Source organism: Streptomyces sp. NPDC086554, from assembly GCF_040686095.1.
Lineage (GTDB): Bacteria > Actinomycetota > Actinomycetes > Streptomycetales > Streptomycetaceae > Streptomyces.
Genome location: NZ_JBFBJK010000031.1, coordinates 42,636 through 63,866, shown reverse-complemented (window position 1 = coordinate 63,866; position 21,231 = coordinate 42,636). Strand labels below are relative to the sequence as shown.

At 69.1% G+C, this 21,231-nt stretch carries 14 protein-coding genes and 4 pseudogenes; 12 read left to right on the top strand and 6 right to left on the bottom strand.

Features of this window, described 5'->3' with window-relative positions; all coding sequences use genetic code 11:
- The first annotated feature begins 384 nt into the window (after nt 1-384).
- The 5 genes from AB0O76_RS37045 (at nt 385) to AB0O76_RS37025 (ending at nt 6,031) form a co-directional block, all read left to right on the top strand.
- Nucleotides 385-1,512, top strand: a complete 1,128-nt coding sequence (locus AB0O76_RS37045; RefSeq protein ID WP_365500907.1) for a DUF6177 family protein — start codon at nt 385-387, stop codon at nt 1,510-1,512.
- 185 nt (nt 1,513-1,697) lie between these two features.
- The gene (locus AB0O76_RS37040) at nt 1,698-3,398 is read left to right on the top strand and encodes an Imm49 family immunity protein (protein WP_365500905.1); all 1,701 of its coding nucleotides are present in this window, start codon (nt 1,698-1,700) and stop codon (nt 3,396-3,398) included.
- A 974-nt stretch (nt 3,399-4,372) separates the two neighbouring features.
- On the top strand, nt 4,373-4,633 hold the full coding sequence (locus AB0O76_RS37035) for a helix-turn-helix domain-containing protein (protein ID WP_365500903.1): 261 nt from the start codon (nt 4,373-4,375) through the stop codon (nt 4,631-4,633).
- 15 nt (nt 4,634-4,648) lie between these two features.
- Nucleotides 4,649-5,470 carry an IS630 family transposase gene (locus AB0O76_RS37030; RefSeq protein ID WP_365500901.1) on the top strand — a complete coding sequence of 274 codons (822 nt, stop codon included), beginning with the start codon at nt 4,649-4,651 and terminating at the stop codon, nt 5,468-5,470.
- A gap of 24 nt (nt 5,471-5,494) precedes the next feature.
- Entirely contained in the window at nt 5,495-6,031 is a 537-nt protein-coding gene (locus tag AB0O76_RS37025) for a GNAT family N-acetyltransferase (RefSeq protein WP_365500899.1), read from the top strand.
- Between the two features lie 1,347 nt (nt 6,032-7,378).
- Here the strand turns inward: AB0O76_RS37025 and AB0O76_RS37020 are convergent.
- The 6 genes and pseudogenes from AB0O76_RS37020 to AB0O76_RS36995 form a co-directional block, all read right to left on the bottom strand.
- Entirely contained in the window at nt 7,379-8,779 is a 1,401-nt protein-coding gene (locus tag AB0O76_RS37020; protein WP_365500897.1) for a VWA-like domain-containing protein, read from the bottom strand.
- Complete coding sequence (locus tag AB0O76_RS37015; RefSeq protein ID WP_365500895.1) at nt 8,776-10,059, bottom strand: MoxR family ATPase; 1,284 nt, start codon at nt 10,057-10,059, stop codon at nt 8,776-8,778. Before AB0O76_RS37015 ends, AB0O76_RS37020 begins: the two co-directional genes overlap by 4 nt.
- Before the next feature lie 128 nt (nt 10,060-10,187).
- Nucleotides 10,188-11,624 (bottom strand): hypothetical protein, encoded by a 1,437-nt coding sequence (locus AB0O76_RS37010; protein WP_365500893.1) that lies wholly within the window; start codon nt 11,622-11,624, stop codon nt 10,188-10,190.
- 146 nt (nt 11,625-11,770) lie between these two features.
- Nucleotides 11,771-12,106, bottom strand: a pseudogene (locus tag AB0O76_RS37005) (transposase family protein); the annotation flags it as partial.
- Nucleotides 12,064-12,234, bottom strand: a pseudogene (locus AB0O76_RS37000) (SWF or SNF family helicase); the annotation flags it as partial. The pseudogenes AB0O76_RS37005 and AB0O76_RS37000, both read right to left, overlap by 43 nt.
- Nucleotides 12,231-12,398: pseudogene (locus tag AB0O76_RS36995) on the bottom strand (ATP-dependent helicase); the annotation flags it as partial. The pseudogenes AB0O76_RS37000 and AB0O76_RS36995, both read right to left, overlap by 4 nt.
- Before the next feature lie 9 nt (nt 12,399-12,407).
- Here AB0O76_RS36995 and AB0O76_RS36990 point away from each other — a divergent pair.
- The 7 genes and pseudogenes from AB0O76_RS36990 to AB0O76_RS36960 all read left to right on the top strand — a co-directional run.
- Nucleotides 12,408-13,217, top strand: a pseudogene (locus AB0O76_RS36990) (integrase core domain-containing protein); the annotation flags it as partial.
- Between the two features lie 492 nt (nt 13,218-13,709).
- On the top strand, nt 13,710-15,956 hold the full coding sequence (locus AB0O76_RS36985; RefSeq protein ID WP_365500891.1) for a CRISPR-associated endonuclease Cas3'': 2,247 nt from the start codon (nt 13,710-13,712) through the stop codon (nt 15,954-15,956).
- A 632-nt stretch (nt 15,957-16,588) separates the two neighbouring features.
- Entirely contained in the window at nt 16,589-17,371 is a 783-nt protein-coding gene (cas5c, locus tag AB0O76_RS36980) for a type I-C CRISPR-associated protein Cas5c (protein ID WP_365500889.1), read from the top strand.
- A gap of 6 nt (nt 17,372-17,377) precedes the next feature.
- Nucleotides 17,378-19,177 carry a type I-C CRISPR-associated protein Cas8c/Csd1 gene (gene cas8c / locus AB0O76_RS36975; protein WP_365500887.1) on the top strand — a complete coding sequence of 600 codons (1,800 nt, stop codon included), beginning with the start codon at nt 17,378-17,380 and terminating at the stop codon, nt 19,175-19,177.
- A 38-nt stretch (nt 19,178-19,215) separates the two neighbouring features.
- Complete coding sequence (gene cas7c, locus AB0O76_RS36970) at nt 19,216-20,112, top strand: type I-C CRISPR-associated protein Cas7/Csd2 (RefSeq protein ID WP_365500885.1); 897 nt, start codon at nt 19,216-19,218, stop codon at nt 20,110-20,112.
- Between the two features lie 128 nt (nt 20,113-20,240).
- Nucleotides 20,241-20,423, top strand: coding sequence for a hypothetical protein (locus tag AB0O76_RS36965; RefSeq protein ID WP_365500883.1), 183 nt, complete (start codon nt 20,241-20,243; stop codon nt 20,421-20,423).
- A gap of 25 nt (nt 20,424-20,448) precedes the next feature.
- Nucleotides 20,449-21,177, top strand: coding sequence for a GIY-YIG nuclease family protein (locus tag AB0O76_RS36960; protein WP_365500881.1), 729 nt, complete (start codon nt 20,449-20,451; stop codon nt 21,175-21,177).
- Nucleotides 21,178-21,231: the final 54 nt, after the last annotated feature.

Genomic DNA, 21,231 nt, shown 5'->3' with positions numbered 1-21,231 from the left:
GGGCGGTCGAGATGTGGCGTCGTATCGCCCTGCCAGACACCTCGGCCGCACGTGCTCTACCTCGTGACCAGAGACCGACGGCCCAACCAGCCGAACGTGACCGGCCAGACCCGCAACTGGAAGACGGCCATCAACACCCTCGCCGGCTTCTACGGCGACCGCGTCACCGACAACCAGTAGCACCCACACACGACCCAGAAGAAGCGTCAACACCAGGCCTACACAAAGGAAAAGACACTCCCGGTCCCCGGCGAGGCCCAGCGTCTGCTCGGATCCGAAGTCACCTCCCCCGACGGGCCGTTCTGGTGGACCGAAGCCCGCGCCTCCACCGCCGTCGCGGAAGGCGAACGGCTCGCCGGTTCGTTCGCCGGACGCCTTGCCGCCGTGCTCGGCGGCACGGTCTGGCCGCCCGAGGCCGCCCACACCGACGTCGTACCGCTCACCCCTGAAACCGCCACCGCCACTCCGGCGTCGGACTCGGCACCACCCGCGGTCGACGTCCTCACGGACAAGGCCGCGGTCGTCATCCAAGACCGCCCGGTCGTCGCGATGTCCAGCTGGCTGGCCGACGCCCTGCGAACTGCCGCCGACGGTGACCTGGCCCTGCAGATCGTCACCCCATCCCACGTCAGCCTCACCCTCCCCACCCGCAACGCGCTGCGCGGTCACCCCAACCGCTGGGTCGTCCAGGACGCCGACGGGGGTTACTACGACGGCCTGTCCGGGGCTGAACTCCACTGGCACCAGGGCCACTTCACGCCCGTGAAGTCTGCGGAGGGGGACCCTCGGATCGCGAAAGCCTTCAAACCCGAGCCCGCCTCGGACTCTTCGGGCGAACGCCAACTGCTCCTCTCCCTCCACACCACCCACCCCGCCGACGAACACCTCCTGCTCGGCGGCGCCCTGGAAGCGGCCTGGCAGTCCCTCACCGGCGCCCCACCGGCCGGATGGTCCACAGCCGAACCCATCGCTCTGCCCTGGTCCCCCCCGCCAGCTGACCGAGCTGGCTCGCACCCGCGCCCAGAAAAGCGCCCCCACCTGGCTGACCACCATCGGAACCCCCGACCGTCCGGCCATCGCCACCACCCGCATCACCCACTCCCCAGAGGCATCGAGGAACACATCACCCTCTCCCTCGGCTACGCCGCCGACGAGATCCCACCCCTGGACGCCATCGCCCCACTCGCCGAGGCCCTCGCCACCGAGCACGGCCTGACCTCTATGCTCACCACACTTCGCTCCGCCGGCCGAGACCTCACCGTCCCGCCCCGCTTCGAGGCCCCTCCCATTCCCCTCACCTTCACCCTCGGCCCGGACGCCGTACGCGACATCGGCCTCACACATGCCTGCCGTCCGCCCTTGAGCCTGCGCCCCGTTCGACCTTGGCCCGCGGCCAGGCCCGCAGTCCATTACCCCCTGGGCGACGGCACGAGCGGCGAAACCTGGACCACACTCCAGCAGCTCACCCAGCACCTCAAAGCCGCCCCGGAAACTGCCAGATCGCCCCGGTGAACCAGGACGGATCCGGGAGATCCAGACCATCTCCGAAGTTGCTTCCCGGCAATCCCGCGCTCACTCAATTCCGCTGCGGATCGGGGGACCGGGGCTCCCCCTGACACCTCTCCCCTGCCCACCGTTTGCTGCGCACCGCGCCTTAGGGTGGAGACTGGACTTTACGTACGGGGGAGCAGGTTTCAGTGCGCATAGAACGACACCACATCGACGAGAGCGTCGTCGCGAAGACGGTCGACGACTTCACCAACGGAATCGGCCGGCAGGTCCGTTCGATGTCGAAGGCCGGGCCGATCCACGGGTTCGAGTGGGGGATGCTCGCCGAGGAGTTCCTCGACTACCTGGGTGCGCTGTCCGCTGCACCTTGTGGCCTGCACACGGCCGAGGCCAAGATTGTGCTGCGGGATGCCTGCGAGGCAGCGGCGGGCAAGGTGGCGTTCGCCGCGTACTATCCGGTTGCCTCCTTCCAGGTCTTCTTGACCTACGTGAACTTCGGGATGTCCTACGACCGCGGCGATTCGGGCGAGACCGAGACGATCTCGGCTCACGACTGGATTGATGCCTTCTGCCTGGCAGTTCTCACAGACCAGGTCTCCGATCACGGCGAGGCGTTCCACTTCGCCCGTGCGCAGGTGCGGCAGGACGCCGGGGATCCGGCCGTCGAACTGATCGCTGGTCTGATGGCGTACGTCATCGGGGACACCGGTGCTAACGATGAGGAAACGAGCTATCCGCCCACGCGGGCGGAGAAGTTGGCTGCCCTGGATGCGGCTCTCGCCCGCGTCCGGCCTGATGAAGCCTCGCGGGGGCGGTCGCGGCGTGGGGCACTGCGCGGACTGCGGGCGCTGGCCGCGGGTGATCAGGATGCGTTCGCCGTCGAGCTGGCGGACCTGCTCACCGCCCACTGCACTGCCGTGGCGAGCAGTAATACGCCTGCCCATCTGCTGCCGCTGGTTCCGCTGGCGCTGGCCGCGCTCGCGTATCGGCGTGAGGGCTGGCAGGTGCCGGTCGAGTCGGGGTATCTGCCGCATGCGCTGGTGACCGGGTGGGAGACCGCGGGGCCACGGGTGGGCGCCTACGGTCGTGATCGGCGCGCCGACGCGGTGGCACAACTGGCCTCCGGTCCCGTGGAGTTCGCACGTCCGGAAGGCACCTGGTCGCCGCTCCTGGACAAGACCGTGGCGCACTTCGAGCAGGAAACCGAGGAACTCCTCGATCCGAACCGTGAGAAGCCGGCCAGGGCCGCGGACTGGTCGGAGGCGATGGATGATCAGCAGCATCTGTTCCGCTTCCGTTCCGCAGCGGCGCCGGATGTCACTGACGAGGCGCTGCGCAACCTCGCGCTGGCTTCGCAGTTCGGGGCGGCCGCCTTCCGTGCCGTGCGCGATGACGGTACGTGGGACAGCTACGACACCGGCGCCTCGCGCTGGCACATGGCGCTCGACTTCGCTCTGATCACCGGCAACCGTGACGACCTCGCGCCGCTGGTCCTCACCGACACCGCGCTGCTCGGGGACGAAGGCCCCTTCGCGTGGTACTGCCGAGCCCTGCACAGCTATTTCCGCGGTACGGACCCCGAGCCGGCCATCGAACGTGCCCTCGCCGAACAGGTCAGGTACGGGCCGAGCACGGTGCTCTGGCCACCGGTGCGACTGCTGTCCCAGCTCGTGGAAGGCGATGAGGAGAGCTTCAACCTCGCCCTGCTGGACGCCCTCGAAGCTCACCGTGACCACTACAGCGTCGCCGACCGGGCGAGCGATGTCGATTCCGCGCTCAACCTCGACATCCTCGCCCTGACCTGCCATGCACGGCGCCGAGGCTGGAGCATCCACGTCTCCACCCCCTACCTGCCGCCCCGCCTCCTCGCCTCGGCCAAACCGCTGTAGGCGCGCATCCTGGCGAATCGATCCACATGCAAGGCAAGAAGCCCGGGAGCATTCGGCACTTCACATACGCACTGTGCCTACGGCAAATGGCACCGCCGGACGTCCCCACCCCGGTGGCCGCGGCCACGCTCAGCACGGCGGCTGAGGCTGATCCTTTGGAGCGGACACCCCGGCAAGGGAGCTTGAAGGTCCAGGGACGGATGTTCAGGTGGAACGCCCCTCCATCCCGAGGTTGAGCACCACCCCGCGTGCACACCCCGTGCACAACCCCGCGGGAACTCCCGGGAACACCCCAGGTCAGCCGGGCACACCCCACCCAACGCCAAACGGCCCCACTCCGGGAATAATCCCAGGTCAGGGTCGTAATGGCAGACGAGTCGGGCTGTACGCCGGGTTCTGTACCAGCTGGGGAGTATCTACGCCCACTCAAGCCGTGCCCCTGCGCGTGCCACCACTTCGAGCCCTCCGTCCGCTCGGTGGCAGCCAGGCGTTGGGGCACACGCCCACCTCACGGCGTGGTGCACCTGCCTGGTCGGCGGCGGAAGCCGCAGGCGATGGCCGGCTGACAGGAACAACTCCCCTGACAGGAAGGCCATTACCTGCAGAGGAGCGCCAGAAGCGCCGCACCCCCTTACCTCCGCCCTCACAGAGCCCTCAGCCCCGCGAGCCGTCCTCACCCAGGCATTCACCTGGGGCAACTCCGCAACCACGGCAGGATCAGCGGACGCCACTGCGGTCGCGGGTGGACGCAGGCGCTGCACACGGCGGTTTTGTTGTGGCGGCGGAGGCCGCCGCGCTGATGATGCTTCTAGAGCTCGGCGGTCTGCGAGGCTCATCACCGGACGTACCGAAGTCGTCCGCGCCCGCAGAAGCCACGGCGCAACTAGTGCCGCGTCACGCATCGTCGGCCGGGTAGTCGACCTACTGCTCCTCGGCCAGCAGACTGTCTTCAAGAACTGATCTTGGAGGTGGTCGTGGGACGTCGACCGGGTGTGTTCGTCCGGCCGGTCACGATGGACGAGGGCCGGAAGCTGCAGCGGATCAGCCGGACCGCGAGGGACCCGGTGAAGCTCCGCCGGGCGATCGTGGTGCTGATGTCCGCCCAGGGCCAGACGGTCAAGGACATCACCACGTTGATGCAGGTGGGCGAGGACTACGTCCGCGATGTCATCCACGCCTTCAACGAGCGGGGGTTCGCCGCGCTGGACCCAAAATGGAGCGGGGGACGCCCCTAGACGATCAGTGACGAGGTGCGTGAGCACATCTGCCTGATCGCCCGGACATCCCCCGCCGACTGGAAGATCACCGCGTTCTCCACCTGGAGCCTGAGCAAGCTCGCTGAGCACCTGCTCAAGCAGAAGGTGACCGCGGCCATCAGCCGGGAGACCCTGCGCCGGATCCTGCGTGCCGGCAAGGTCACCTGGAAGACCACCACCACGTGGAAGGCGTCCACCGACCCGGAGTTCATCGCCAAGATGCGCCGTGTCCTGGCGCTGTATGACACCCCGCCTGCCGACGGGCGGGTCATATGCGTCGATGAGTTCGGACCGCTGAACCTGATGCCCCGAAAGGGCAAGGCATGGGGTCCGGTGCGACGCCCGCGCAGGCTGCGGGCCACCTACAACCGCTACGGCGGCGTGATGCACATGCTCGCTGCCCTCGATCTGGCCACCGGTAAGCTGCCCTACCGCATCCGCAAGCGCAACCGCTGGCGCGAGTTTCTTGGCCTGCTCAAAACCCTGCGTGCACGCTGGCCCGGCCAGAAACTGTATGTGGTGCTGGACAACTTCTCCCCACACAAGCACACCGAGGTGCGCGCCTGGACCGCCGACAACGACGTCGAGTTGGTCTTCCTGCCGACCTACGGGTCCTGGCTGAACTGGATCGAATCGGAGTTCGCAGCCCTGCGCTACTTCGCCCTGAACGGCACCGACCATCGCAGCCACGGCGAGCAGAACGCCGCCATCGCCGCCTATGTCCGATGGCGCAATGCCCGAGCCGAGCCGAAGACGAACTTCGCGCCAGACTCACCGATCCGTACCTGGACCGGGTACCTCACAAGGGCCGCCTGACGCACCCCTACGATCTTCGCATGAGTGACCGGAGCCCGGCGGGCGAACAGCTGCACACCCCCCCGACTGTCGTTGCGGCGTCCGACCGAAGCCGACATCGACGCGATCTTGGCCATCCACCGTGACCCTGAAACCTGCCTGCACAACCCCTCCGACGCTCTCACCCAGCTCGATGAGGCCGGGGAACTGTATCGCCGCTGGAACGACCAGTGGCAGCGGTGCGGATACGGGTACTGGGTCGTCCGACGCCACGGCTCCGCCCTGCAGCTGGGCTTTTCCGGGATCAAGCCCATGGAACTGCAAAGCATGAAGGTCCTCAATCTCTTCTACCGCTTCGCCACCTCGGCCTGGGGCCAGGGCTACGCCAGCGAGGCCGCAGCGGCGGTCACCGCCTGGGCGTCCCGCCACGTTCCCGACATCCCACTGATCGCCCGTGTCCGGCCGACCAACATCGCCTCTCAACGAGTGGCTGTGCGCGCTGGACTGACTCGGGCAGAGCACCTCGACGGAGCCGGGTACGACGGCTTCGACTGGATCTACGGAACAAGGCTGCCGCACTGAGCAGACACCGAGCGCCGTGTCCATAGCCGTTCAACGTTCTGAGATGAGCCACTAGATCTTTCACACCCAGAAGCAAGGCGAACGGCACTCCCCCGGCACGACCAGCACCTCGCTCAGGAACTGTCGGCTCCCCACCGTCTGGCAACTGCGTTCAACATCTCCATGCATCCAGCAGCGGCCACCGACGAAAACCGGCATACCACCCAACCGGAATCGGACATGGGGTCAAGCATTCGCATGGCCCCATACCCCGACTTCCGGATATGGGGCCACCGCTCCCGACCCCACTCCCAGTGGGAGCACGCCCGACCAGCGGCAAGAGCGCAAGCACATACCCCCGGAGCCACCCGAACGACGGGGAGCCACAGGTCACAAAACGGACACCGATGTGAACGCGCGCACAGGAAACCGAATATGCGGACAGTCGCCCCAGTGGGAGCAAACAGGCAAGGGGACACGTGGGAGCGCACTCCCGCTCCCACGCTCCCACCCGGGAGCACCCGGGCAACAGAAAGAGGCCGTTCGAAAACGGCCTCTTACCTGCGACGTTCGAAAGATCGAACCGTCGGGACGACAGGATTTGAACCTGCGACCCCTTGACCCCCAGCGCTGCGGTCGCTCCCGCATAAACCCTTGAAGTCTCCAGTGCGCCGTCGAGAGCTGCTCGCGGCGACTGCACAGCGGTTCGCGGAACTACACGCCCAAGGTTCACAGTTCAGCGCTTCCGACAGAAATTGCTAGCTAATTCCTACGGTACGCGCCTTTATCGCGCCGTCAATTCTCTTCTCATTCCGAGGCGCCATGGGCTGTCGGCCAATATCCTGCTTACTACACGCCGTTGCCCCACACCGGGCGATGTTGCGTGACGCGGCCACCAGTAGAGCACCCCTGAGCCCTCAGACGGTTTTCCCCTGACCACACCCACCCACCAGGCCACGTGCCGCAGCGACTCCTCCAGCACCCCCTCGGCGTCGCGTGGCTTGCCTACGCCGTGCACGAAGACCAGACGCGGCCTCATCGAACCTCCCCCAGCTACGAACCCCCGCGCCCAGATGTGCCGTTGAGCGCACCAGGAGAATATCAACGCTGCCGCGCGCGGTGGGGCCCGCCAACTCGTCATACGAAAGAACACGTCACGCCGAGGCGTCTGGCCAGTCGCCGCTACCGGCCGCGCGGATCCGCTCGGCCAGGGTGTCCTGCCAGGGCCTGGGACGAGGGGTTTTACGACGACCTCGTCGTCCGTGCCGATCGAGAAACTGGCAGGTCTCAAGCCCTCTTTCCAGGCCGGACGGGACGATCACCGCTGGCAATTCCTCGCCACTGAGCGACGGGCGCCTGCTGCCTTCCTCAACCGATGGTGACGACGCGTGCCCAGGACGGCGGAGTGTCCGGTACGTAGTCGGGGTCGTCCTCGTCCGTGGCGCGGGCGGGTCGCGGGAACAGGCCGACGACGGTGCGGCAGGGCGGCTGTCCGGAGGGCCACGGCGTCTGCCCGTCGGTCAGGGCGACGATCACGTCGGGGCGGGGACGGGAACGGAGCGCCCGGGCGAAACCGGAGCGCAGGTCGGTTCCGCCGCCGCCGAGCAGCTCGAGGCTCTCGGCACGGCAGAGCGGGACGGCCACGCCGGCCGCCGCGTCGCAGGAGATCACCGAGACCAGGTCGCGCCGCCCGCCGGCGGCCCGCGAGATCGCCGCGACCTCAAGGAGCGCGCTGCCCAGTTCGGCGTCGCTCACCGACCCGGAAGTGTCGATGACGACGCAGACGCGGGGCGGCGTACGGCGAAGGCTCGGCAGAACCACTCCAGGGACGCTCGACGAGCGGCGGGACGGACGCCGGTAGGTGTGGTTCTCCCCCACTCCGGGCGCACTCGCCGCCGAGCGGACTGCCGCGCCCAACAACTGCCGCCACGGCTGCGGCGATTGGAACGCCTCGTCAGCCCACCGCCGCCACCCTTCCGGCGCGTCGCCGGGCCGGCCCTTGATGCCCTCCGCGACCCGGAAGCGAACCGCGTCTCGCTGCTGCCGGGTGAGTCCGTTCGCCCCGCCGGGCCCCAGCTCCCACGACCGGTCGTGCCCGTCGGCACCACTGCCGCAGTCCAGCCAGGCCAGTTCCGCGCCGAGCCCAGACATCGAGGCAGTCCGCAGATACTCCTCCATCAGCAGACCGTCGGGCAGTCGCAACAGCGACGGCACGACCGCTCCGAAGGGCCGGGGCAGTCCGTCGCCGTAGATGTCGTCGTTGATCTCGAAGTCGGCGGCGATGTTCCGGCGCAGCCGTTCGCCCGGCCCGGACTCCTCGTGTTCCCGCGCATGACGCTCGCCTCGTCCGTGGTGGTCACGGAGCAGATGGGAGACCTCGTGCACCCAGACGCCCGCCAGTTCCTCCAGCGGTGTGCGGGCCACGAATCCGGGCGACACGTAGCAGCGCCAGTGCGCGTCGACCGCCATCGTCGGCACCGCACGGTCCTCCACCAGGTGCAGCGCGAAGAGCGCGTCGGCCATGTAGGGGCGGACCTTCACCGCGTGCAGCCGGGCGGCTAGCAACTTCTCCCGGTTCAGCGGGAGTCCGGGCCGGTCGCCGGGCCCTGCGGAGCGGTCCGGTCGCTCCGGCGGTGTCGCCCGCACCGGGCGCGGGGGCGCGGGCGGGGACATGGGGCGCGGCAGCGGGCGTGGTCCCGGGCGCGGCGCGGCAGCCGTCGTCGATCGCGGTAGCGGGCGCGGTCCGGGGTGGTTTGCGGCTGCCGTCATCGGCGCACCCCCGTCACGCGACGGGCGTCGGCCGCTGCCGCGACCCGTTCCACCGACCGGTCCGCAGTCCGGGCGAGCCCGACAACCCCGGCCAGCCGTTCCACCGCCACCGGTACCTCCCAGTCGTCTCGTCGCAGCCCGGCCAGCGCCGTCGCCGGGGCAACCAGGAGGTCCGGGGCTCCGGTCTCCAGGGCCCTGCCCAGCACGGCCCAGCCCGCCTCCCACCGGTGCCGCTCCGGCCGTGCCCCGACGGCGGCCACCACCGCCTCCAGCGCCGCCTGCCGCAGATCGCCCCGCTCCGGCAGCTCGGCGGCGGCCGGGTCGGCGAGCAGCGACTCCGGGTCCGGCAGGTCCATCCGGTCGAGGTGGGCGAGGAGTTCGAGCCCCGGTCCGTCCCCCACCGCACCCCGTACCAGCAGGGCGAGAACGTCCCGGGAGACGGAGGCCGCCGTACCGAAGGCGAGCAGGGTCAGCGCGGCCTCCCAGCTCCGGGGCGACGGCCACGCACCGCCGCGCCGCGTCTCGGAGGTCGGCAGCCGGTGGATCAGCGTCGGCCGGGCCTTCAGGAATCCGCAGACCGCGTGCCGGGCGAACGTCACCGCTTCTGCCAGCCGCTCCGGGGCAAGCTGGGGCAGCTCCGCCCTGGGCCAGACCCCGCCGAGGCCGCGTACCACGACGTCGCGGTCGTGCACCCAGTGCAGGTGTACGAAGCGGTTGGCGAGCGGCGGGCTCAGCTCCCAACCGTCCGCTGCCGAGGCGCGCGGGTTGGCGGCGGCCACGATCCGTACATCTGGCGGGAGTTGGAGCGCTCCGACCCGCCGTTCCAGGACTACACGCAGCAGTGCGGCCTGGACGGCTGGGGTGGCGGTGGAGAGTTCGTCCAGGAAGAGCAACCCCCGACCGGCGCGTACGAGTTCGACGGCCCACTGCGGCGGCGCCATCGGCACGCCCTGCACGGCCGGGTCATCGCCGACGATGGGCAGCCCGGAGAAGTCGGACGGCTCGTGGACGCTGGCGATCACCGTCGTGAGCGGCAGGTCGAGCGAGGAGGCGAGCTGCGTCAGGGCGGCGGTCTTGCCGATGCCAGGCTCGCCCCAGAGCAGCACGGGCAGGTCTGCGGCGACGGCCAGGGTGAGCGCTTCGAGCTGTTCGTCGGGGCGCGGCTCGGTGGTGGTCGCCCGTAGGAGGGAGAGGAGATGGTCGGCGAGGGCCAGGTCCGTATCGGTCTCGGAGATGGCGGAGGCGAGGGCAAGGTCGGGCAGGACAGTGCTGGAAGTCATGGGCATCACCTGGAGTGGGAGAGGGGAACAGGGCGTGCCGTTCCTGAGGGCGTGAGGGCCTGCGGCGCGCAACGTGCCGTGTGTGAAGGGAACTTCGGCGAGTCAGCCGATTAGTGGGTGAGGGCGGATCAGATCTGACCGGTACGAGGCCGGCCCCTGCTACCGCGCTTGCGGCGCGACTCGAGGGGCGTAGCACGGCCGAGTCGGGGCCGGTGGCCCGCTTCCGTGTGCCGCGCGCCCGAAGCGTGCCCGCCCCGTGGTTCGCCGGGGCCGGCGGGTACGTCGGCCAGCCCCGCGCGGAAGAGCCCGTGGTCGACCCGGCGGACCGCGGCCGACTCCAGTTCCTCCCTGAGCGGCCCGTCGCGCAGCACCGCACCGGGACCGAGCAACCCCTCGACCACGGCGAGCGCACCGATGACGTCACCGTGGCGGAGCCGTTCCCGTACCGCGGGAAGCGCCTCAGGGCTGCGGTGCACCGCGTCGACCGCCCGCAGGCAGGGCAGCGCCGTACCCCCGAGCGCCACCAGCAGCTCCTCGCGGCGGAGTTGGTCCGGGTCGTGATCGACCGCGCTCAGCACCCCGTCGCGCAGCGCGATGCGATGGACCTCGCCCCGGCACTTCACCCGGTGCGGGTCGCTGGGCTCGGGGGCGCGGCCGGCCACGGGCTTCGGACCGTCTCCCTGCACCGCCGGGGCCACGAGCGGATGCAGCCGCCCGACCGCGATCAGCCCGGCCCGTAGCAGTTCCAGATCCGGAAGAACCCGGGCTGCCGCCTCAGGCAGCACGGGCAGCACCGCGACTTCCTGCGGGGGCAGTGTCTCCCGCAGCGGCCGGAACGTCGGCGCGTGGCTGTCGTCGGGGGCGACGAGTTCGAGCACGGCACGGCTGCGCGCACCAAGCCGTACGGTGAAGGCCCCGCGAGGGCGCTCCTCGGCCCTCAACAGCAACTCCGCCTCGGCGGCCCAGCTGGCCACCGCCCATGGGGAGTCGTGAAGGACGGGCCGGCCGGGCGGCGCACCTCCCCGCCGTGCCAGTTCGCCGCTCCGTCTCGAATCCCAGAGATGCCGGTGCAGATCGAGCCGGAAACGCCGGTCGGGATGCGGATGCGGATGGAGGTACAGACGGTTCGTGGGACGGTCGTTCGCCGAGCCCTCCCACACGTCCAGTGACATCCGCTGTCCGGCGTCCGCCTGGGCGGGCGGTGTCCGCACCACGAGGTGCAACGGCGTTCCGCCGCAACTACCGTAACGGGCCAAGGAGATGGTGAGGCCGGGCCGGAGCCGTCCGTCGGGGGCGATCCTGGGCATGTGCCAGCGGAGCAGATCGGGCGCGAGCCTGCGCAGGTCCGCACGGATGTGAGTGGCGATATCGGTGCCGTGGCGGTCGCGCACGGCGCGCAGATCGAGGTCTACGTCGATCCGGGCAGCAGCACAGGCCCCCGCCCAGTCACCGGTCGCACGGCGCGCGGTCGCGGTCTCGATCATGGACGGTGGCACGGCGTACTCGCGTACGCGCTGCCACATCAACAGGTGGGCGGGAATCTCCTGCGTGAAGTGATGTGCCATCAGCACTCACCTTGCTCGGACGATTCCTCCGATCCCAATGAGAAGAAGGTGTTCATCGCGGGCATCGTAACCACACCGAAGGCCATCTGTCAGTCCCCTTTTAAACCACCCGTCCGCGGTCCGGCCGTCTGGATACGCACCGACCACGGCACCAAGGTGCCGTCGACAATGAGCACGGTGTGCCTCGCGAACCGCTTGCGGGGCTGGAGGGCGAGCATCGGCCCGAGGTGATCGGTGATCCGGTCCGCCACCGACTTGGAAACCCCGAACAATGGGGCCAGTTGGCGCATGGTCAGGTTCGTCCGCCAGTAGGCCGCGACCAGCAGCGCCCGGTCCTCCAGCCACAGGCTCCACGGCCGACCCCTGCGGACTGCGTCCGCACCCTCGCGCCGCAGAGCTGTCACCAACTTCCCGAACTGGCGCGGACTCAGCCCGGTGGCGCCGTGTCCTCCAGCGCCTTCAGCCAGGCCTGGCCCCACCAGCTCTGCGCGAACCCCCGCCCGTGCGCGGGCGGCAGGGCGGCGAAGATGCTCTCCTGGTGCTGAGCGCCCTGACCGTGGCCGGATTCCTCGTGCGCGTCGCCAAACGCCTCGTCGTACGTGTCGCTCATCGGGTCCCCCCTCGCAGCTCCACCAGATCCGACAGCTCGGCATCGGTGAGTTCCGTCAGTGCGGCCTCTCCGGAGCCGAGCACCGCGTCCGCCAACTCCCGTTTCCGCAGCAGCATCTCGGCGATGCGGTCCTCGATCGTCCCCTCCGCGATCAAGCGGTGCACCGCGTCTACCCCGACACCCTGCTGCGTTGGCACCGCGACCTGCTGCGCCGCCGACACGCCAAGGCCTCACGCCCCAAGCGTCCCGGCCGACCGCGCACCGTGCGCTCCGTCCGCGCCCTGGTGCTCCGGCTCGCACAAGAGAACGCCAGTTGGGGCTACAGGCGCATCCACGGCGAGCTCGTCACCCTCGGCATCAAGGTCGCCGCCTCCACCGTGTGGAACATCCTCAAGGAACACGGCATCGACCCCGCGCCTGAGCGCAACCACACCACCTGGCCGGAGTTCCTGCATTCCCAGGCCCAGGCCATCCTCGCGGCCGACTTCTTCGAGACCAAGACCCTGACCGGGGCGACCCTGTACGTCCTCGCGGTGATCGAGCACGCCACCCGCCGCGTGCGGGTCCTCGGCGCGACCGCGCGCCCGTCCGCGGCCTGGGTCACCCAACTCGCCCGAAACATGGTCATGGACCTTCAAGACGCTGGCACCAGAGTCACGTTCTTGATCCGGGACCGGGACGCGCGCTACCCGGCAGCCTTCGATGCCGTCTTGCAGGCGGAAGGCATCGAGGTCCTCCAGAGCGGTGTCCGCATGCCGCGCATGAACGCAATCATGGAGCGTTGGGTGCGCACCTGCCGGACCGAGCTCCTCGACCGCACCCTCATCTGGAACCAGGCTCACCTACTCCACGCACTGCGCGAGTACGAGCAGTTCTACAACCAGCACAGGCCCCACCGCACCCTCGCAAGCGCCGCGCCACTCCGCCCCCGGCCAGAACCGATCACCGAACCCAACCGGCTCACCGACCTCGACGTCCGCTGACGCGATCGCCTCAGCGGCATCCTGCACGAGTACCAACACGCAGCAGGACCCGCGCGGACGCAATTCTTGGCACCTACAACGTTCGCCGCGCGCAGAAGGTCGGCGGCTGGGACCAGGTGATCGGGCAGCTGGTGGCCGTCAACGGATGGACCCGCCTCCACGCGGAACGCCTGGCCCGGCACGCGGTACAGGATGCCGAGGACCTGGATCACCTGACGTGGCGGCTGGACCTGTCTTTCCTCGCAAGATCCTCGCCCCGTCCGGAGATGGGGCGTAACTGCATCGGTGCATGACACACCAGAGATCATCGGCGTTGCGATCCTCACCCGCCCTGACGGCGGGTGCTGCTTCCGTGGTCTGGTGCTTTCTTCACGGCACGCGGGGTTGCGATCCTCGGCCAGGCCGGTCCTCGGCTGTGCCAAGGGCCGGAGCGCGGCCGATGACCCAGCATACGGACTGGGTGTGTCAGTGGGTGCGTCTACCTTCCAGCACGTGACCATCAACCACCGTCGTCCGTGGGCGCATAGCGCGAACTGGCAGGGCGAGCGACACCAGCTTGACGACCACCTGCGCGGAACCGCCGCACGGGCCCGCCAGCACGCCGAACCCTTCGGCGGAGCGGAAGCAGCCGAGTACCTGGGCCTGGTCCACGACGTCGGCAAAGCCGCGTGCGCGTGGCAGGACGGGCTGATCCGCGCGGAGAGCGAAGGCGGACGGGTCGGGCTGGACCACAAGCAGGCCGGGACGCTGCTCGCTTCCCAGCATCTGCCGTGGCAGTTCGGTGCCGTCGTCCACGGCCACCACGGCGGCCTGCCCTCCATCACCGACCTGAAGGTCCTGATGAAGGAACTCCGCAACGACGGCGCGCACCTGGCCGAGCCGGTCAACCGCGTCGTCGACCTGCTGCCACAGATCCGCCCCACCCTCCGCCCGCAGCTTCCGCCGTGGCTGACCGGGGCACGCACGGACACGGCCCGCGCGGATGTCGACCTGCTGATACGGATGCTGTTCTCGTCCGTGGTGGATGCCGACTACCTCGACACCAGCGACCACTTCCGGGGGCGGGCGCGGCGCGCATCACCGACGCCGGGCATGGCGCACCTGCGTGACCGGTACGAGAAACGCCGCCAAAATCTGATCGCCGGGCGTGCCCCGTCACCGATCGACGCCCTGCGCAGCGACGCCTACGACCAGGCCGTGACGGCGGCCAGCGGGCCGCGCGGGATCTACCGGCTGCACGTGCCCACGGGTGGCGGCAAGACCCTGACGGGCGGCGGCTACGCCCTGCACCACGCTGCCGCGCACGGCATGCGCCGGGTCATCGTCGCCGTGCCGTTCATCTCGATCACGGAGCAGAACGCCGCCGTGTACCGGTCGCTGCTCGATCCTGCCCCGGACAGTGGCAATGGCCGGGTGGTTCTGGAGCATCACAGCAGCGTCGACCTGGACGCGCCGGGCGGCCACTGGACGCGGCTGGCGGCGGAGAACTGGGACGCGCCGTTCGTGGTGACCACCACCGTCCAGCTGTTCCACTCACTGTTCTCCCGCTCCCCGTCGGCGATGCGGAAGCTGCACCGGCTGGCCGGATCGGTCATCGTCCTGGACGAAGTGCAGGCGCTGCCCGACCGGCTGCTCACCCCGATCCTGTCCGTGCTGCGCGGCCTGGTCGAACGCTTCGGTGCGACCGTCGTGCTGTCGTCTGCCACCCAGCCCGAGCTGTCCGTCATCCCCGCCACCCAGCCGATCCACGGACGCACCGCTCACAGCCTCCTGCCCGACGACATGACCCACACCCTCAACGAGAAGCTGTGCCGGGTCCGTTACGAATGGCGCACCGGCCCCGGCGTGACGCTCGCCAGCATCGCCGCCGAAGCCTCCACCCACCGGCAGACCCTCACGGTGGTCAACACCACCAAGGACGCCAACGCCGTCCACCGCACCCTCACCGCGCTGCGCCCCACCGCCACCCCGAACGAAGTCGTCCACCTGTCCACCCGGATGACCGGCGGCCACCGCCGCGAGACCATCGACCACATCCGGCACCAGCTCGCCCAAGGTGCTCCCGTCGCGGCTGTGTCGACCTCGCTCATCGAGGCCGGCGTCGACCTCGACTTCCCCAGGCTCTACCGCTCCATCACCCTGCCCGAGTCCATGCTCCAGGCCGCAGGCCGCTGCAACCGCGACGGCCGCCTCGACGACCTGGGCACCGTGGTGGTCTTCGACCCGGCCGACGGCGGCCAGCCCTTCGACCGCACCTACCGGCTGTCCATGTCCATCGCCAACCGCATCTTCGGCCCCGGCCGCGCTGACCCCGACGACCTGGACGCGCTCGGCGCGTACTACCGGGCCCGGTTCAACATCCAGACCAGCAAGGCCTCCACCGACGTCACCGGCACCACAGGCGAGACCATCGAACGGCTACGCACGGACCTCAACTACCCGGCCGTTGCGGACGCGTTCCAGATGATCGACGACGCATCCGGGTCGGTCGTCGCCATCCGCTCCTGCCTCCCCGCCGACGAGCAGCAGACGGCACGCTCCGCCATCGCCACCCTGCGCGATGGCACGCCGACCGGCCCGGACACACTCCGAGCGCTCCAGCCGCACACCGCCAGCATCCCCCGCAAAGAACTGGACACCGCAATCAACCAGGGCACGGCGGCGCTGATCTGCGGCGACCTGCACGAATGGGTCGGCCCCTACCACCCCCAACGCGGCGTCGAACCACCTACGGCATGATGGATGCCGACAGACGCTCACAAGGCGACTGAGGATCGCAACATCGAGCTCGCGAGCTACCGCCCCGAAACTGTCCACTGCGCCCGCCCCCAGTGGGCGGGCGAGGATCGCAACATGGAATGCAGTGCCTACCGCCCCGCCACCATCCGGTGCGTCTGCCCCTCGGGGGAGACGAGGATCGCAATGATTTGATCTTGCTGGACTCTGGCGACGAACCCCGCCTAGGCATACGCTCCTCACGGGCGAGGATCGCAACGTCGCAGGCAACCCCTGGATCTTTCGGGATCCGCTCATCTTGCGGGATGGGCGAGGATCGCAACGCCGCCGCCCTGAACATCAGGGTTCTGGTCTGCACACATGACACCCGCCCCTTGCGGCGGGCGAGGATCGCAACTGATACAACCGCATCAACGTGTTCTGCAGCGGCGTACTGCCCGTCCCCCCTTGCGGGGGCGAGGATCGCAACAATCTGACGACCGAAGGATCTGACTGCTTGGTCGTTGTCCGGTGGCTGTCACCCCGTGACGGGGTGACAGCCACCGTCTTGTTCCTGGCGTGATTGTCAGACCCCACCTCTAGGGTCCTCCCGATGCGCCTGCGTGCGCGGGCGAGGATCTGAGCAAGGGGGTTGTGTGTCCACAGTGTTGGCCAGTCTTCCGGTGCCTGAGCGGCGTGGGGGGCTTCCGGTGCAGGTGGAGGTGTGGGGGCCGTTGGCCTGCTTCACCCGACCGGAGTTGAAGGTCGAGCGGGTGAGCTACCCGGTGATGACGCCAAGCGCCGCGCGCGGTGTCCTGGAGGCGGTCTTCTGGAAGCCGGAGATGCGGTACGACGTGACGGCGGTCGAGGTGTTGTCGCCGATGGCGTGGACGTCGGTCCGCCGCAACGAGGTGAAGTCCACGATCGGCCCGCAGACCGTCCGGGATCTGCGGGCGGGGACGGGGCGCCGGTACGACACGGCGGAGGACCGGGTACAGCGGGCCACGATGGCGTTGCGCGATGTGGCCTACCGGGTGCATGGCGAGGTGTCGCTGTCGGCGTCGGCCAGGCCGCGCGCCGGGGCCGACGGGAAGGTGGAGCCGCTGACGGCGTCCAAGTACGCGGATCAGTTCATGCGGCGGGTGCGGCGGGGGGCGTGCTTTGCGCAGCCGTTCTTGGGGTGCAGGGAGTTCTCCGCGGGGTTCGGGCCGGTGGGGTCGTGGCCTGGGGCGGATGGTCCGGCGGTCGCGGTGGACCGGACGGAAGAGCTGGGGGTGATGCTGCACTCCATCACGTACACCGATCAGGGCGAAGAGTACGGCTGGTTCCGTGCGCGGCTGGAGCGCGGTGTCCTGCTGGTGCCATCCGGGCCGTTGCCGTCGGACGCGGTGGCGATGCCGGTCAGTGCGCGCCGTGCTGACGCGGCGCAGGCCGGGTGATCGGGGGTGCTGCTGCAACGTCTGGTCGAGCACGCCGGGCGGCGGGATGATCTGCCGCCGCCGTATCACCGGGTGAAGTCCGTGCACTGGGTGCTCGACGTCGACCTTTCCGGGGAGGCGCCGGCCTACGAGTTCGTGGACTTGCGCCCGGCGAAGGGCGAGAGTCCCCGGCGGATCGCTGCTCCGGACACGCTGCGCACCAGCATGCCCTTGCCGTTCCTGCTGGTCGACTCGGCGGAGTACGTGCTGGGGGTGGCAAGGGTCGGCAAGGGCGCGGATGTCCCGGGCGAGAAGGACCGGAAGAAGGCTGAGCTGCGGCGCAGTCTGTACGTGGATCTGCTGGGCGGATGGGCGGCAACAGCCCCGGACGATCCTGCCGTGCAGGCTGTCGTCGGCCTGCTGTCCCAGGGCGTTCCCCGGGAGCGGCAGCCGCAGGAGCTGTCGTCGGCGCACACGGTCGCCGTGATGGTCGGCGGCGAGTGGCTGCACGAGCACCCGTCCGTGGCCGCGTTCTGGGCCGGGCACGTGCAGGAGAAGAAGGCGCGCAGCGGCGGCTTCGGAGTGTGCCTGGTGTGCGGTGAGCCGGGCCCGCTGGTGGACTCGTTGCCTGATGCCGTAGTGACGGCCACGTTTCCCAAGGTCGACGGCATCGACAAGAAGGCGAAGGCTCAGCTGATGTCGGTCAACGCGCCTGCGTTCGCGCGGGCCGAGGGCGAGCAGCTGGCTCACACACCCGTGTGTGCGGGGTGCGGGTCTCGGGCGGTCGCCGTGCTGAATGCGCTTTTGGCAGATGACCGGCACCGCAGGCCCGTGGCCCCGTCGGTCATGGTGTGGTGGACGCGCGAGCCGACCACCGACTGCCTGCTGGACGCGCTCGATGACCCGCAGCCCGGCGACGTCTCCGCCCTGCTGGACCTGGTGCACAAGCCGAACCTGGCCGCGCCGCAATTCGACGGCAACCTGTTCCACGCGGTGACGCTGGGGCTCAACTCGTCCAGGGTCGTGGTGCGGGGCTGGATCGACGTCCCGCTGCCCGAGGTTCGCCGTGCGTTGGGGACGTGGTTCTCCGACGTCCGGATCGCCGATCCGTGGACCGGGGCGCTGGCCTGCTACCCGCTGTGGCGGCTGACGCAGTGCACCGGCCGCTGGACCGAAGACGAAAACGGCCGCGACTCGTACGTGAAGGGAAGCGTTCCGCACGGAGTGCCGGCCGACCTCCTTCATGCCGCGTTGCACGGCACGGCTCCGGACATGCGGATCTTGCTTGGGCTGTTGCACCGCATCCGCGCCGATCACCGCATCGACGGCCCCCGGGCCGCACTGATCCGCCTGATCCTGACCCGCCACTCCAGCAAGGACGACGCCCCGATGCCCCAGCTCAACCCGGTCGAGAACGACCCCGCCTATGTGTGCGGCAGGATCTTCGCCACGCTCGAAGCGATCCAGCGCACAGCCATGCCCAAGGTCAACTCCACCATCGCGGACAAGTACTTGGGGACGGCGGCGACATCGCCGGGCACCGTCCTTCCCGGCCTGCGCATCAACGCCGGAAACCACCTGCGGCGCCTGCGCCGGGACAAAGGCGCGGCAGCCGCAGCCCTTGAGTCCCGCATGAACAGCATGTTCGCGCTGATCACCGGCGACTTGCCCGCGTACATGCTGCCCGTGCAGCAGGGCCGATTCGTCCTGGGCTACGAACACCAACGCGCCGCCGACCGGGCGGCCATGGCGGAGCGCATCGCCGCGAAGAATGCCGCCGAGGCCGCCGACACCCAGCTCCAGGACGACACCGACGCCGTCGCCTGACCCTCTGCCCGCACGACACCCACAGGAGAACCAACCCCATGACCACGACGGCCGCCCACCTGGACCCGGCACGCAAGCACGACTTCGTGTTCCTGCTCGACGTCCGGGACGGCAACCCCAACGGTGACCCCGACAACGGCGGTGCGCCGCGCACCGATCCGGTCACCGGACAGGGCCTGATCACCGACGTCGCCCTGAAGCGGAAGATCCGCAGCACCATCGCCCTGACCCGGCAAGGCAAGCCCGGATACGACATCTACGTGGAGAACGGCGTCGCGCTCAATGCGCAGCACGAACGCGCCTACGACGAAGGCGGCGTCACCGGCGAAGCCGACGCCCGTGACTGGATGTGCTCGACGTTCTACGACGTCCGCATGTTCGGTGCCGTCATGACTACCGGCAAGAACGAACGGAAGGCCGGCCGGGTAAGGGGGCCGATGCAGCTCACGTTCTGCCGCTCGGTCGACCCGGTCACCCCGTTCGAGATCGGCATCACCCGCGTCACCCCGACCCGCATCGAAGACGTCGAAGCGTTCAAGAATCCGACCCCCACCAACCGAGGCAAGGAAACGGAGATGGGCAGCAAGTCCATCGTCCCGTATGCCTTGTACCGGGGGTCGGGGTACTTCAGCGCGCCGCTGGCTGCCAAGGCGGGCGTGACCTCCGACGACCTCGCCGCGTTCTGGCAGGCGTTCACGATCATGCTGGATCACGACCGGGCCTCGGCCCGGGGCGAGATGACCCTGCGCGGCCTGTGGGTGTTCAGCCACGACGACGCCTTCGGCCGCGCCCCGGCGCACACGCTGCTTGACCTGGTCCAGGTCAAGCAGCTCGGCGATCCGTCCGCCCGGTCGTACGCGGACTACGCGGACGGCGTCACCATCGACCAGGCCGCCATCCCCGAAAGGGTCACCCTCACCCGTCTCGTAGGCTGACTCAACGCCCCGTCCCTGAGCGAGGATCGCAACCGCCTGGACCGAAACCGGTCCCATCGCACACTCCGCCGTCCTGCACGGCGAGGATCGCAACACCGCTAGCGCCGCCACGAGTTCGATTCCGCCACGTGCGGCGCCGACTCGCGGAGCAGCTGAGGATCGACGACCCCGACGTCCTGGCCGAAGCCGCCCGGTACCGCAGTGAACAGATGGCGGCAGGCGTCCAGGACGGCCTCACTCTCCAGCACTTCATCACCCGTCACGTGCAGCAGTGGCAGACCCAGCACGGCCGCCCCCGCAAGGCGGCATGAGTCACCGCAGACTACGTTCCCCGCCATGATCGCCACTTCCAGGAGGAGCATCACCGTGTCCAGCGCCGGATATGTCTACGTCATAGCCACCGAAGACCGACCGGATCTCGTGAAGATCGGTTACAGCAAGGTCCCCGAACAGCGCCTCAAGGGCCTTGCAACTGGATCTCCAGTCGCGCTCTCTCTTCGCGCAACCCACCCAGGAACCAAGAAACTTGAGAACCACTTGCACCACACATTCGCGGACCGGCGAACGAACGGGGAATGGTTCGACTTCGAGGGCGAAGACTGTCTTGCGTTGATCGACTCTGCCGTGCGGGGCTACGCACCGCCAGCGCCGAAGCCGCCGGAGGTGGACTTCTTGCTGTGCATGGAGACTCACGAGCTGTGGATCAGCCCCACCAAGTACCTCCACAACCTTCGGTGCGTGGCGGCCGACGTGGACGGGCGGCGCTGCCGAAAGAAGGTGTGGAGGGACGCGTCTGTCGGACCCCTTCAGCAGGCGATCCCCCTGGGAGGGCTGGGGCAGCTCTCTGCACACACCTCAGTTTCTGTGTTCCGCAATGAGGTCAATGCGCTGCTCGTGCAACTCTGCATCGATCACTATGGCCAGGGCGGTGAGGTCGTCACAGGGCCAGAGATACGCCCTTTCAACCTCGCTACAGATCGGCAGTACATCGAACCGCATGATGCGTGGGTGGTCTTTGGGGACGACGGCTTCCCTGTAGCGCATCCACCCAAGACTGACGGATAGCCGCCCCGTCAACGCCGCCACAATCAGCCCTGTCGCCCGCGCAGAACCTTGGAG

Coding starts and splice junctions, on each gene's coding strand:
- AB0O76_RS37015 (WP_365500895.1), bottom strand. CDS start 10,059: ATGACTTCCAGCACTGTCCTGCCCGACCTTGCCCTCGCCTCCGCCATC.
- AB0O76_RS37010 (WP_365500893.1), bottom strand. CDS start 11,624: ATGGCACATCACTTCACGCAGGAGATTCCCGCCCACCTGTTGATGTGG.
- AB0O76_RS37020 (WP_365500897.1), bottom strand. CDS start 8,779: ATGACGGCAGCCGCAAACCACCCCGGACCGCGCCCGCTACCGCGATCG.
- cas7c (WP_365500885.1), top strand. CDS start 19,216: ATGACCACGACGGCCGCCCACCTGGACCCGGCACGCAAGCACGACTTC.
- AB0O76_RS36960 (WP_365500881.1), top strand. CDS start 20,449: ATGATCGCCACTTCCAGGAGGAGCATCACCGTGTCCAGCGCCGGATAT.